Genomic DNA, 13,013 nt, shown 5'->3' on the forward strand with positions numbered 1-13,013 from the left:
CCGTTCACTTCAGCCTCACGGTCACCGCCGTCATGCCCCGGTGCTCGAGCCCGCGATATTCCGGCTTCGGCATGGCGGGATCGAGCGTCATGTTCGGGAAGCGATCCAGCAGGCCGTTGATCGCGACGATCATCTCTTGGCGTGCCACCTCGATGCCGAGGCACCGGTGCGGGCCGTAGCCGAAGCCCATGTTCGCCTGCTTCTTGCGGAAGATGTCGTATTCGAGCGGGTTCTCGAACACGGCGGGATCGTGGTTCGCCGCGCCGAAGCACAGGAACACGCGGGTGCCGGCCGGCACGGGCACGCCCTCCACATCGGTGTCCTCCACGCAGAGGCGCGGCATCATCGGATCAGTGCAGCGCCAGCGCAGCGATTCCTCCACCGCCAGCTCGACCAGCGAGCGGTCCTTGGCGCAGGCTTCCCAGAAGTGGCGGTGGTTCATCAGCGCATCGATGGTGATGCCCAGCTGCCGCCAGGTGGTGCCGCCGCCCGCAAAGATCGCCAGCTTGCAATAGCCGAAGATCTCGTCCTCGGTCAGCTTGCGCTTGAAGCCGTCCTCCTCGTCGACGATCTCGCTGGCGATGAGGCCGGTGATGAGGTTGTCGCCGGGATTGCGGGTGTTCTCGGCGATCAGGTCGCGCAAGGTCTGATCGACCCATGCGCGCGAGGCGGCAGCCTCCTGTGGGCCCAGCTTGGCCGCACCGAACGTGGCGCGGTTGAGCTGATAGCGAAACTCGATCACGTCCTCGCCCTCCAGCCCGATCGCGCGGGTCACGGTGGCCATCGGCAGGCGGGCGCAGAGCTGGGTGTTGAGGTCGGTCGCCTGCTCGTCCAGCAGCCGGTCGAGCAGCGCGTCGACCGTCTCCTCGATCCAGCGACGGTTCCACCAGTCGATCACCTTTGGCCGCTTGAAGAGCGGCTGCGCGGCGGAGCGAAGGCGCTTGTGCGGCTTGCCGACCATAGACAGGATTGTCGGCCCGATGGTGCGCACGCCGGGGCTCTCGTTGTAGCCTTCGGATGAGAACAGCAGGTTCTCGCGGAAGCCGATCTCGCAGGCCCGCCATGAGAAGAAGGTCATCGCATCGCGCGGCGGCCCCATCGAGTGCGCGATCTCCGGCACGCCGAGCAGTTCGCGCAAGGATCCCTTGTGGACCGGCGCCGCCTCGCGCAGCGCGTTCATGTCATCGGTGTAGTCGCGGTTGTTGTCGACGCCGGCGTTGGCGTTTTCCTTGTTGACGTCGAACATCTCGGCGTAGCGCGGGTTGTCGCTCATCAGAGAGGCGAGGGCGGCCGAGTTGCCGCCGCGCATGGGACAGGTCGCCATGATCAGCCTCCCACCTTGCGACCGGCGTAGAGCCCGCCGTCGACCGGCAGGTTCACGCCCGTGATGTTGCTCGCCAGGTCCGAGCACAGGAACATCGCCGCCGACGCCGTGTCGCGCGGATCGATGGCTCTGCCCAGCGGGTGCGCCTTGCCCATGCCTTCGAGGACCCGGCCGCGGTGCTCGCCGTCGGGGTCCATGCCGGCGTAGCGGGTGAGCATGCCTGCCGGGCACACGGCGTTCACGCGGATGCCCTTGTCCGCCACCTCGATCGCCAGCGCGCGGGTAAGCTGGACGACGGCGCCCTTGGTGGTGCCGTAGAGCACGCCGCCATAGCCCATCAGCCCCGCGACCGAGGCGGTGGAGACGATCGCGCCCCCGCCCCCTTGCGCCTCGAACTGCCGGATCGCCGCCTGACAGCCATAGACCACGCCGTTGATGTTGACGTCTTCCACCCGCTTCATCTCCTCGGGATCGCACTCGACCAGCGAGCGCAGACCCTTGCCGGGTATCGGGCTGATGGTGATGCCGGCGTTGTTGTAGACCACGTCGAGCCGGCCAAAGGCCTCCACCGCCTTTGCCACCGCCGCATCGACGCTGGTCGGGTCGGCGACGTTGCAGGTCACCGCCACCGCCTCGCCGCCCGCAGCTGCGGCCAGCCTCGCGGTCTCCTCGGCACTGGTGCCGTCGATGTCGGCCGCGATCACTTTAGCGCCGTGCTCGCAGAACAGCAGCACCGCCGCGCGCCCCACGCCCGAGCCCGCGCCGGTGATGAGCGCCACCTTGCCCTGAACCAGTCCGTCCATCCGTGCCTCTCCTCTCATGCCTTCCCGGGTCCCGCGCCGCCGGGCGGTGTTCCTCGGCCAACCTTCACCCGCCGATGTTCAGCGTCGTCATCAGCTGGAATTCGCGCAGGCCCTCGACGCCGCGCTCGCGGCCAAGGCCGCTCATCTTGATGCCGCCGCCGCTGGCGTAGCTCGACATCAACGCGCCGTTGACGTTGACCGCGCCGCTGCGGATCCTGAGGCCCACCTCCAGCGCCTTCACCTTGTTCGCCCCGTGCACCCAGCCCGAGAGGCCGAAGCGCGAGTCGTTGGCCATCTCCACCGCATGGTCGAGGTCGCGGTAGCCGATGACGCCCACCACCGGGCCGAAGATCTCCTCCTGCGCGGCGGGGTTCGAATTGTCCGGCAGGTCGAGCACGGTCGGCTCCCAGTAGAAGCCCTTGTCCAAGCCTTCCGGCCGCTTGCCGCCGCACACCACGTGGCCGCCAGCCTCCACCGCCGCCTGTGTGAAATGCTCGCAGCGATCACGCTGGGCGGCGCTGATCACCGGCCCCAGCTGGGTGGCGGGATCGCTGGCCGGACCGATCTTCACCGCCGACAGCGCCTTCGCCATGCCTTCCAGCACTTCGGCCTTGCTCTCCTCGGGCACGAAGACGCGAGTGCCCAGCACGCAGCCCTGCCCGGCGTGCGAGGTGCAGACCGAGTGCGCCGCCGAAGCCGCGCGGCCGACTGCATCGGGCAGGTATATCTGCGCGGACTTGCCGCCCAGTTCCAGCACGAGCCGCTTGAGCGTGGGCGCGGCCTGCTCCGCCACTTTGGCGCCGACCGTGCACGAGCCGGTGAAGGAGACCATGTCGACACGCGGGTCCGTGGTCATGGCAAGGCCGCCTTCCAGCCCCGGCTCGACGATGACGTTCAACACCCCGCGCGGCAGCCCCGCTTCCTCTGCCGCCTCGGCGAAGATCATAGAAGATATGGGCGTCAGCGGGTTGGGCCGCAGGATCACCGTGTCGCCCGCCATGAGCGCCGGCACCACTTTCCAGAACGCGGTGTAGAACGGCACATTGTAGGCCGAGATCGCCGAGACCACGCCCAGCGGCGACCATCGCTTCACGCTCTGCACCGTGAAGTAGGGGTTCACCCGCTCATGGATCGGCAGCGGGTTCTCCTCATGCTCGGGCAGGTGCAGGAACAGGTCGATGATCTCGTCGGTCATGCGCAGCGGCACATGGACCTGCGCGCCCATCACCGTGGAGGAGACCGGACAGCCGGCCTCGTTGACGGCGCAATCCCCGAGCCAGTCGGCCCGCCTGCGCATCGCCTCGCCGAAGCGGGTCATCGCAGCAGCGCGCGCTTTCATCGTCAGGCCGGACCATTCGCCCGAATCGAAGGCGCGCCTTGCTGCCCTGATCGCCGCATCGGCCTGCCTTTCGGAAACCCCGACGACTTCGGCCACCACCGACTCGTCGGATGGGTTTTGCACGGCGAACCGCTTGCCTTCACCCACCACGAAAGCGCCGTCGATGTATCCCGCGTAATCCAAAGGGCCCTCCCGAGGTTCCTATATGTGAATAATTGTTCGCCGATCAGACTAGTGAACGCGGGAGGAAGCGTCAATGCGGGCGTGAACGGACCAACTCTCGATTATGCGAGGAGGTGCGCGCGCCTTGTAAGGTCTAGGGCGGATGCCTAGACCATGCCGGAACCCGCAGGCGCCTTCTTCGGCAAGGCGCACCCCTCCCGGCAAAGCACACGAGGAACCGCGCGAAATGGCCTACACCGACTTCCTGAAGCACCAGTGCTACATCGATGGCGCGTGGGTAGACGCGGACTCGGGCGCGACGTTCGAGGTCACCGATCCAGGCTCGGGCGCGGTCATCGGCACCGTCCCGAAGATGGGCGCGGACGAAACCGCACGCGCGATAGACGCCGCCGAGGCCGCCCTTCCCGCCTGGCGCGCCAGGACCGCCGGCGAACGCGCCAAGCTGATGCGCAAACTCTACGACCTGATGATGGAGCATCAGGATGACCTTGGCGAACTGCTCAGCCGCGAACAGGGCAAGCCCCTTGCCGAAGGGCGCGGCGAAATCGCCTATGGCGCCGGCTTCATCGAATGGTTCGCCGAAGAGGGCAAGCGCGCCTATGGCGACGTGATTCCCGGCCATGCCGCCGACCGGCGCATCGTCGTCATCAAGCAGGGCGTCGGCGTCGTCGCGGCGATCACGCCGTGGAACTTCCCCAATGCGATGATCACCCGAAAGCTGGGCCCGGCGCTGGCGGCGGGCTGCACCATCGTCATCAAGCCCGCCTCCGCCACGCCCTACTCGGCGCTCGCGATCGCGCGGCTGTGCGAAATGGCCGGCATCCCCAAAGGCGTGGTCAACGTCGTCACCGGCAGCGCGGGCCAGATCGGATCGGCGCTGACCGCCAGCCCCAAGGTCGCCAAGCTGACCTTCACCGGCTCGACCGAGATCGGCCGCGACCTGCTGCGCGAGTGCGCGGAGACCATCAAGAAGTGCTCGATGGAACTGGGCGGCAATGCGCCGTTCCTCGTCTTCGACGACGCCGACGTCGATGCCGCGATCGAAGGTGCGATGATCTCCAAGTTCCGCAACGGCGGCCAGACCTGCGTATGCACCAACAGGTTCTACGTGCAGGACGGCGTCTATGACGAATTCGTCGAGAAGCTTGCCGCCCGCGTGAGCGGGATGAAGGTCGGCTACGGCCTCGACGAAGGCACCGAGGTCGGCCCGCTGATCGACGAGAAGGCGGTGGAGAAGGTTGAGGAGCACCTGAAGGACGCGATCGACGGCGGCGCGCGCGTGCTGGCGGGCGGGCAACGGAACGAGCGCGGCGGCAGCTTCTTCAACCCGACGGTGATCGCGGGCGTCCTTCCCGACATGAAGCTCGCGCGGGAGGAAACCTTCGGCCCGCTGGCCGGCGTGATCCGCTTCACCGAAGAGGCGGAGGCCATCCGCATGGCCAACGATACCGAGTTCGGCCTGGCGAGCTACTTCTACGCCCGCGACATCTCGCGCGTGTGGCGCGTAGCCGAGGGGCTGGAAGCGGGCATGGTGGGCATCAACACCGGCCTCATCTCCACCGAGGTCGCACCTTTCGGCGGCGTCAAGCAGTCCGGCCTCGGCCGTGAGGGTTCGCACTACGGCCTCGACGACTACATGGAGGTCAAGTACCTGTGCATGGGCATCGCGCCCGCCTGAAGCGCTGGCGCGCCGCCCCGGCGATGCCCTGTATCGCGCGGCAGAAAAGGCGCATCTTCGCAAAGGAAAAGGCCGGGCCGGAGGTTGTCTCCGGCCCGGCCTTTGCGCTTGTCACTGCCCCGCAGGTTCAGCCAAGTGCGGCCTTGAGCGCATCGGCCAGGTCGGTGCGTTCCCAGGGGAACAGGTCGCCCTCGGGCTTGCGGCCGAAGTGGCCGTAGGCGGCGGTCTTGCCGTAGATCGGCTTGTTCAGGCCAAGGCCCACGCGAATGCCGCGCGGGGTCAGGCCGCCCAGCTTGTCCGCCGCGACCTTCGTGATCGCCGCCTCGAGTTCGGCGTCCGTCGCGGTGCCGGTGCCATGCGTGTCGACATAGAGCGACAGCGGCTCCGAGACGCCGATGGCGTAGGAAACCTGGATCGTGCAGCGCTTGGCGAGACCCGCGGCGACAACGTTCTTGGCAAGATAGCGCGTGACGTAGGCGGCCGAGCGATCGACCTTGGTGGGGTCCTTGCCCGAAAACGCGCCGCCGCCGTGCGGAGCAGCGCCGCCGTAAGTGTCGACGATGATCTTGCGGCCGGTCAGGCCGGCATCGCCGTCGGGTCCACCGATCTCGAACTTGCCGGTGGGATTGATGTGGAAGCGGGTGGCGTCGGTCACGAAGCCCTCGGGCAGGATCTCGGAGACCGCCTTCTTCACATAGGCCTTGAGCTGCGCATCGCCCTCACCCTCATGATAGCCCGCCTTGTGCTGGGTCGAGACGACGACGGCGGTCGCTTCCACCGGCACGCCATCCACGAAGCGCAGGGTCACCTGGCTCTTGGCGTCGGGTTCAAGGAAAGGCGCCGCGCCCGAGTGGCGGTCGGCGGCGAGGCGCTCGAGGATCTTGTGGCTGTAGTCAAGCGTGGCGGGCATGAGGTCCGGCGTCTCGTCGCAGGCGAACCCGAACATGATGCCCTGGTCGCCCGCGCCTTCGTCCTTGTTGCCGTCGGAGTCCACGCCCTGCGCGATGTCCGCGCTCTGCGGATGGAGGTGGTTCTCGAACAGGAGATCCTGCCAGTGGAAGCCCGCCTGCTCGTAGCCGATGCGCTTCACGGTCTCGCGCACGACCTGCTGGATTTCCTCCTGCGCGCCGTCTTCCCAATGGCCATGCTTGTCGATCATGCCTTTGCCCCGCACTTCGCCGGCGAGGACGACACGCTGCGTGGTGGTCAGGGTCTCGCAGGCGACGCGCGCCTCCGGATCCTTCGAAAGGAAGAGGTCAACGATGGCGTCGGAAATCTGGTCCGAAACCTTGTCGGGATGCCCTTCCGAGACGCTCTCGGACGTGAAGACGTAGTTGCTGCGCATGATGGACCTTGGGATATAAAGGAAGCTTTATGTGGGTGGTTTAGCCCCGCCTGCGGCCGAGCGCAACCACGCAAAGGCTTGCAAAAGCAAGCAGCGCACAAAGCGCCAGCGGCAACGCGTTGCCAAAGCGGGCGAAGGCGGTGGGCGCATGGGGAGGCGGGATCATCCCGTCGAGCCGCCCGGTGCGATGCCGGGGCACGAAGGCGCGCACGATACCGTCAGCGTCGATCACCGCGCTGATCCCGGTGGTGGTGGAGCGCAGCACCGGCAGCCCTTCCTCGATCGCGCGAAGGCGCGCCTGCGCCAGATGCTGCGGCGGCCCCCACGAGCCGAACCAGCCGTCGTTGGACGGGTTGAAGATATAGTCGGGGCGGTTCGCAGGATCGACGACCTCGCCGCTGAAGACGATCTCGTAGCAGATCTGCACGCCCACCTCGCCATAGGCGCCAAGGTCGATCGTGCGCGGTCCCGGGCCGGGCCAGAAGTCCAGGCTGCCGGCGACGAGCCGGCTGGCGCCCAGGGGTTCGAGCAATTCCCGCATCGGCAGGTACTCGCCATAAGGGACCAGATGCGCCTTGGAGTAGCCCGCGAGGATCGCGCCCCCGCCATCGATTGCCGTGACCGAGTTGCGCGCGGCCACCTGGTCCCCCCTGTCGATCACGAGATCGACGGCGCCGGTGAGAAGAAGCCCGTAGGGACCGATCACCCGGCCGATGCGCCGCCGGGCGACCACCGGATCACCGGCGTAAGTATAGGCGCTGTAGAGGTACGAGGGATAGCCGTCGCGCAGGAAGTCGCCAAGGCCGGATTCGGGCCAGAGCACCAGCCTTCGGTCCCCCGGCCGACGAGGCAGGGAAAGCGCGGCGAGCTTGAGGAAGTTCGGCTCGTAATGCCGGGGATCGTCGATCACCTCCTGCCGCAGGTCGGGCTGGACCAGCGTGTAGGGAACGGCGCCCTTCACCTCCCGCGAGGCGGGCAGGTACATGACGGCGGCGAGAGCCACTGCGCCCCCGGCAACAGGCACCGCCCAGAGCCACCGCACGCGGCCCTCTGCCGTGTCGGCACCAGTGGGGCTGAGTGCCGGGACAGCGGCCCGGGCGCAAACGCCGGGCACCGCCGCCAACAGAACGAGCACGCCCGACAGGCCGTAAGTGCCGATCCAGGGAGCAAGCAGGGCAAGGCCCCTGCTGTCGAACGGCCCGAGCAGCGCCACGCCCAGCGGGTTCCATGCAAAGCCGGTGAAGAGCCACCCGCGCATCCACTCGGTGACGATCCAGGTTGCGGCAAAGGCGAGGCAGAGTGCACCGAACGCGCGGACTCGCCCCCGCCCCCGCCCTTGCCCTTGCCCCCGGTCCGGTCGGGCCAGCAGCCATGCCGCCAGGGTCGCGGCGGCGGGGAACAACGCGAGGTAGAGGGCCAGTAGCACCACCGCGATCATCCCGAGCCATGCGGGCATCTCGGCCTGGTAGGTGAAGGCCGTTGCGATCCAGTTGTTGCCGAGCGTGAAATGGCCGAGGCCGAAGAACCAGCCGAGCGCGAAGACCTGCCGCCCGGTGCGCGCCTGCATGGCCAGTTCAAGCAGCCACGCGATCGCCAGAAGCGTCAACGGCCAAAGCGCGAGGGGCTGGAAACCGCAGGCGGCGAGCACTCCCGCAGCCATGGCGGCAAGGGCACGGCCGCGCGCCTTGCCGGGAGCCAGCATGCTGGCAAGGAAGGGGGGAAAGGGCGAAGCGCGCCGTTCGGACTGCATCGCCATGGGCTTGTAAGGCCCCACCGGCGTGACGCAAGCCTGCTTGCATCACGCCGGGATGGATGATCAGCCGTTCACGGCTTCGGGAGTGACTCCTGCATCGTCGGCCGCGGGCTTGCGGGTGCGACGGCGACGGGGCTTCTCCTCGGCGGCGGGTTCGCCAGCCGCTCCGGCGGGAGCTTCGGCCGGGGCCTCCGCCTCGGCAGCTGCGACGGGCGCTGTGGCGCGCGGCTTGCGTGCGGGGCGCGCGGAGATGGCGGGCGGCAGGGTCGCCGCGTCGAAGTCGCCCTGCGGAGCCTCGGCGCCTGCATCAGCCGGTCCCTGCAAAGCGGAAGCGGTGGCAGCTTCGCCCTCGGCGACATCGCCGCCGCGCGGAGCGCGGGGCTTGCGCTGCTTCAGGCCACGACCGGGGCCACGGCTGTCACGCACGAAGGGGTTCTCGGGCGGCTCGTACACCGAACCGGCGACCGGCTCGGTGCCGGTGCCATTACCGGCGTATTCCTCGGCCGCTTCGTCGGCGACCGGCTCGGCGCGCTGCTCGCGCTCGAAACGCGGTTCCTGGCGGTTCTCGCCGCGCTGTTCGCCGCGATCTCCACGAGGCTCCCGATGCTCACGCGGTTCACGGTCCTGGCGGGGCTCTCGGTCCTGACGGGGCTCTCGGTCCTGACGGGGCTCTCGGTCCTGACGCGGTGCGCGGTCACTCTGCTGCTGCGCGGAAGGTGCCGGAGCTTCGCCGTAGGGATCGTACTCGACCCCGTAATCGTCGCCATAGTCGGACGGACGATCGTCGCGGCGCGGCTGGCGCGATTCTTCCTGGCGCTGCTTCTGGTCCGCGATGACGCGGAAGTAGTGATCGGCGAACTGGAGGTTGTATTCCTCCGTCACGCGATCTCCGTTGAGATGCGCATCGTGCGCCAGCTTCCGATACTTCTCGAGCATCTGGGGCGCGTTGCCGCGGGCCCTGCTGTCGATCCGGTTCGTCTGCTGGCCGCCCTGCTGGCGATTGTTGTTACCGCGGCCACGCCTGCGGTTATTGTTGTTGTTACCACGATTGTTATTCAAGGATGAAGTTCCTCAAAACCCCTGGCATCGACCCGAGCCTCCCGGGCCGGCCTGCCGAACGTCTGTGATCCCGGCTGGCCCCCGGCTGCCGCGAGTTCCACATCTGCGTTGCCGTGCCTGTGACACGACCGCTAGCAAATGCTGGAGGCGAACCGGGTATGGGAAAACATCGTCCATAGGCCGGTTCGGGTCAATCTTTAGGCATTGTACAGCCCAATTCCAAGCGAAAACTTACCCCTCGTCTCCGTTTCCCACCGAAAACGCGATGACCCGAGCGCGCCTCGCAAGATCATGGTGAAGTTGCGGCGAAAGCCCGCAGGCGGTGCCGATCGCACAGACCGCATCCGCCTGCCGGTGCCCGATCTCCACAAGCGCCAGCCCGCCGGGGGCGAGCAGGCGCGGAAGCTGCGGCACCAGCACCCTGTAATCGTCCAGCCCTTCCGGCCCCGAGAACAAGGCGCCGGCAGGCTCGAACGCGTGCACGGACGTATCGAGCACGGCATGGTCCTCGACATAGGGGGGATTGGCCAGCACGAGGTCGAACGGGCCACCCAGGCTCTCGTCCCACCCGGGCAGGTGCCAGTCGGCGCAGACCATGGCCGCGCGGCCTTCAAGACCCAGAGCCCGCGCGTTGGCCGAGGCAGTGGCGAGCGCGCCGGCCGAGACGTCGATCCCCACGCCATGGGCCTCGGGCAGGTTCGCCAGCACCGCAAGGAGCAGCGCGCCCGAGCCGGTGCCGCAATCGAGGACCGAGCGCGCGCGGGGTCGGGCGGCCAGCGCGGCTTCCACCAGCGTCTCTGAATCGCCGCGCGGTATCAGCACGTCGGCGCCGACGATGAAGGGCAGTCCAAAGAATTCCTGCCGCCCGGTGATGTAGGCCACCGGTTCGCAGACTGCCCGTCGCTCGACCAGCGATGCGAAGGCGGCGGGCGCTGCCTCGCGCATGTGGCGCAGCAGCAGGGCCGAGCGGTCGGTGCCAAGCACGTGGGCCATCAGCACCTCTGCATCGAGACGGGCGGTGTCGCTGGTGGCTGCCAGGCGCTCGGCCGCGTCGCGGATGGCGTCGGCGACGCTGCGCTCAGCCATCCATCGCGGCAAGGCGCTTGGCCTCGTCCTCGGCGATGAGCGAATCGACCAGCTCGCCGAGCCCCGGCCCTTCCAGGATCTCGGGGAGGCGATGGAGGGTCAGGTTGATGCGGTGGTCGGTCACGCGCCCCTGGGGGAAGTTGTAGGTGCGGATGCGCTCGGACCGGTCGCCCGAGCCGACCATCGCCCGCCTCGCTTCCGCCTCGGCCCCTTGCGCCTCGTCGCGCATCTTCTCGTAGAGACGCGCGCGCAGGACCTGCATGGCCTTGGCCTTGTTCTTGTGCTGGCTGCGCTCGTCCTGGCAGATCACCACGAGATTGGTCGGGAGATGGGTGATGCGCACGGCCGAATCGGTGGTGTTGACGTGCTGCCCGCCCGCTCCCGAGGCACGGTAGATGTCGATCTTGAGGTCCTTGTCCTCGATCTGGACATCCACCTCGGTAGGCTCGGGCAGCACCGCCACCGTCGCCGCGGAGGTGTGAATACGCCCGCCGCTTTCGGTGACGGGAACGCGCTGGACGCGGTGGACGCCGCTTTCGAACTTGAGCTTGGCGAACACGCCCGATCCCGAGACGTTGGCGACGACTTCCTTGAAGCCGCCCACATCGCTGGCGTTGGCGCTCACCATCTCCACCCGCCAGCCCTGCTCGGCGGCGTAGCGTTCGTACATGCGGTAGAGGTCGGCGGCGAAGAGCGCGGCCTCGTCCCCGCCGGTGCCGGCGCGGATTTCGAGCATGGCGGGGCGCACGTCCGCCGCATCGCGCGGCAGCATGGCGATCGCGAGGCGGCGCTCGGCGTCGGGCAGTTCGGCCCTGATGCGCGCTGCTTCCTCCGCGGCAAGGGCGCGCATCTCGGGATCGGGATCCTCGATCCCGGCCAGCGCTTCCAGTTCGCCGCGCATCGAGACGACCTCGGTCGCCACCCGCGTGACGGGTTCAAGCTCGGCGTAGTCGCGGCTGGCGGCGACGAAGGCATCCCCCTCCAGCGTGCCCGAGGCGAGGCGCGCCTCTAGCTCGGCGAAACGGGCGGCGATCTGAGCGAGGCGGGCGTCGGAAATGCTCACGCCGTCGCCTCTGCGCGGACCGTCCCCGCCATTCGCCCGCGAGCGGCGAGGCTGCGATGCGCCCGGCCGGTCAGGTTCAGCGCCCGTGTCACGGCTGGATCGAAACCAGCACCTGCTCGACCGCCAGGCGCGCGGGCGTGGTATCGCCGGCGCGCAGGTTGGCGGTCGGCACCCCGTCCTTGACGACGAACGAGACGAGCACCCTGGCGCCCAACTTCACGGCCTTGTCGAAGCGCTTGCGCGGGGAACCCGTCGCGATCATCTCGGCGTCGATGCCCTGGTGGCGTAGAGCGGTAAGGGCCTTGAGCGCGAAAGGCAGCGCCGCATCGTCCTCGACTGCGAGGATCGCGGTCAGCGGCTCCTCCGCAGCGCCCCCCGCATCGGCGACCAGCATCGCCAGCCGCTCGATCCCCGCCGCCCAGCCGACCGCCGGGGTCTCCGGCCCGCCCAGCGCGACCATGAGGCCATCGTAGCGGCCACCGCCCAGCACCGTGCCCTGCGCGCCGAGGCGATCTGTCACAAATTCGAAAGCGGTGTGCCTGTAGTAGTCCAGCCCACGCACAAGGGCCGGAGCGCGGACGAAGTCCACCGAGGCCGCTTCGAGCCCTTGTGTCACCGCCCCGAAGAACTCCTGCGCCTCGGCCGAGAGGAAATCGTCTATCCGGGGCGCGTCGGCCGTGAAGGGCTTGTCGCGCGGATCCTTGGAATCGAGGATGCGCAGCGGGTTGCGTTCCAGCCGGTCCTGCGAATCCTCCGACAGCGAAGCCCTGTGGTCGCGGAAATACTCGACGAGCGCGGCGCGCCAGGCATCGCGGCTGGCAGCATCGCCCAGCGTGTTGAGCTGCAGCGTCACGCCTTGGGCGATGCCCAGTTCCTTGAGCAGCTGGTCCGCCATCACCAGAAGCTCCACGTCCGCCATCGGCTCGGCCGCGCCGATGACCTCGGCGTCGATCTGGTGGAACTGGCGATAGCGGCCCTTCTGCGGCCGCTCGTAGCGGAACAGCGGTCCGTGCGTCGCCACCTTGAGCGGGGCGAACTGCTTCCAGCCGTCGGTCAGGTAGGCGCGAGCGATGCCGGCGGTAAACTCGGGCCGCAGCGTGAGCGATTCGCCACCCCGGTCCTCGAACGAATACATTTCCTTGGAAACCACGTCCGTCGTCTCGCCCAGCGAGCGCGAGAACACGGTGGTCTTCTCGAAGACCGGCATCTCCACCCGGCGGAAGCGATAGAGGCGGCGCACGCGCTCGAACGTCTCGACGACATGGGCGAAGGCTTCCGCCTCCGCGCCGAAGATGTCCTGGGTCCCGCGGATGGCCTGTGGTGTGGTGTTCATGACGCGCGCGCTTAGCCGACGCGCGGCGGCTGGGGAAGTGGTCGCGA

10 protein-coding genes are annotated in these 13,013 nt (G+C 68.2%); 1 reads left to right on the forward strand and 9 read right to left on the reverse strand.

The features are described from left to right. Positions 1-4: 4 nt before the first annotated feature. The 3 genes from GR702_RS01105 to GR702_RS01115 form a co-directional block, all read right to left on the reverse strand. Positions 5-1,324, reverse strand: a complete 1,320-nt coding sequence (locus GR702_RS01105; protein WP_160984104.1) for a cytochrome P450 — start codon at positions 1,322-1,324, stop codon at positions 5-7. 2 nt (positions 1,325-1,326) lie between these two features. Next, entirely contained in the window at positions 1,327-2,127 is an 801-nt protein-coding gene (locus GR702_RS01110; protein ID WP_160984105.1) for an SDR family NAD(P)-dependent oxidoreductase, read from the reverse strand. 64 nt (positions 2,128-2,191) lie between these two features. Beyond that, positions 2,192-3,649, reverse strand: coding sequence for an aldehyde dehydrogenase family protein (locus GR702_RS01115; protein ID WP_160984106.1), 1,458 nt, complete (start codon positions 3,647-3,649; stop codon positions 2,192-2,194). Between the two features lie 226 nt (positions 3,650-3,875). Here GR702_RS01115 and GR702_RS01120 point away from each other — a divergent pair, with 226 nt between their 5' ends. Further along, entirely contained in the window at positions 3,876-5,327 is a 1,452-nt protein-coding gene (locus GR702_RS01120; RefSeq protein WP_160984107.1) for an NAD-dependent succinate-semialdehyde dehydrogenase, read from the forward strand. A 127-nt stretch (positions 5,328-5,454) separates the two neighbouring features. On the opposite strand, the gene metK is transcribed toward GR702_RS01120, so the two are convergent. The 6 genes from metK to hisS form a co-directional block, all read right to left on the reverse strand. Further along, positions 5,455-6,672 (reverse strand): methionine adenosyltransferase, encoded by a 1,218-nt coding sequence (gene metK, locus GR702_RS01125; RefSeq protein WP_160984108.1) that lies wholly within the window; start codon positions 6,670-6,672, stop codon positions 5,455-5,457. 40 nt (positions 6,673-6,712) lie between these two features. Next, positions 6,713-8,428: an apolipoprotein N-acyltransferase gene (gene lnt, locus GR702_RS01130; protein ID WP_160984109.1), complete on the reverse strand. Its 1,716-nt coding sequence runs from the start codon at positions 8,426-8,428 to the stop codon at positions 6,713-6,715. A gap of 60 nt (positions 8,429-8,488) precedes the next feature. Then, a complete protein-coding gene (locus GR702_RS01135; RefSeq protein ID WP_160984110.1) occupies positions 8,489-9,484 on the reverse strand; it encodes a DUF4167 domain-containing protein in 996 nt (331 codons plus the stop codon). Positions 9,485-9,715: 231 nt separating this feature from the next. Next, a complete protein-coding gene (prmC, locus tag GR702_RS01140) occupies positions 9,716-10,570 on the reverse strand; it encodes a peptide chain release factor N(5)-glutamine methyltransferase (RefSeq protein ID WP_160984111.1) in 855 nt (284 codons plus the stop codon). Continuing rightward, a complete protein-coding gene (gene prfA / locus GR702_RS01145) occupies positions 10,563-11,633 on the reverse strand; it encodes a peptide chain release factor 1 (RefSeq protein WP_160984112.1) in 1,071 nt (356 codons plus the stop codon). Before prfA ends, prmC begins: the two co-directional genes overlap by 8 nt. An 88-nt stretch (positions 11,634-11,721) precedes the next feature. After that, positions 11,722-12,966, reverse strand: a complete 1,245-nt coding sequence (gene hisS / locus GR702_RS01150; RefSeq protein WP_160984113.1) for a histidine--tRNA ligase — start codon at positions 12,964-12,966, stop codon at positions 11,722-11,724. Positions 12,967-13,013: the final 47 nt, after the last annotated feature.

Source organism: Novosphingobium silvae (assembly GCF_009856825.1).
Taxonomy (GTDB): domain Bacteria; phylum Pseudomonadota; class Alphaproteobacteria; order Sphingomonadales; family Sphingomonadaceae; genus Novosphingobium; species Novosphingobium silvae.

Excerpts from the sequence above, each read along its gene's own strand:
- GR702_RS01105 (WP_160984104.1), bottom strand. The coding sequence starts at position 1,324 with ATGGCGACCTGTCCCATGCGCGGCGGCAACTCGGCCGCCCTCGCCTCT.
- GR702_RS01110 (WP_160984105.1), bottom strand. The coding sequence starts at position 2,127 with ATGGACGGACTGGTTCAGGGCAAGGTGGCGCTCATCACCGGCGCGGGC.
- GR702_RS01120 (WP_160984107.1), top strand. The coding sequence starts at position 3,876 with ATGGCCTACACCGACTTCCTGAAGCACCAGTGCTACATCGATGGCGCG.
- metK (WP_160984108.1), bottom strand. The coding sequence starts at position 6,672 with ATGCGCAGCAACTACGTCTTCACGTCCGAGAGCGTCTCGGAAGGGCAT.
- lnt (WP_160984109.1), bottom strand. The coding sequence starts at position 8,428 with ATGGCGATGCAGTCCGAACGGCGCGCTTCGCCCTTTCCCCCCTTCCTT.
- prmC (WP_160984111.1), bottom strand. The coding sequence starts at position 10,570 with ATGGCTGAGCGCAGCGTCGCCGACGCCATCCGCGACGCGGCCGAGCGC.
- hisS (WP_160984113.1), bottom strand. The coding sequence starts at position 12,966 with ATGAACACCACACCACAGGCCATCCGCGGGACCCAGGACATCTTCGGC.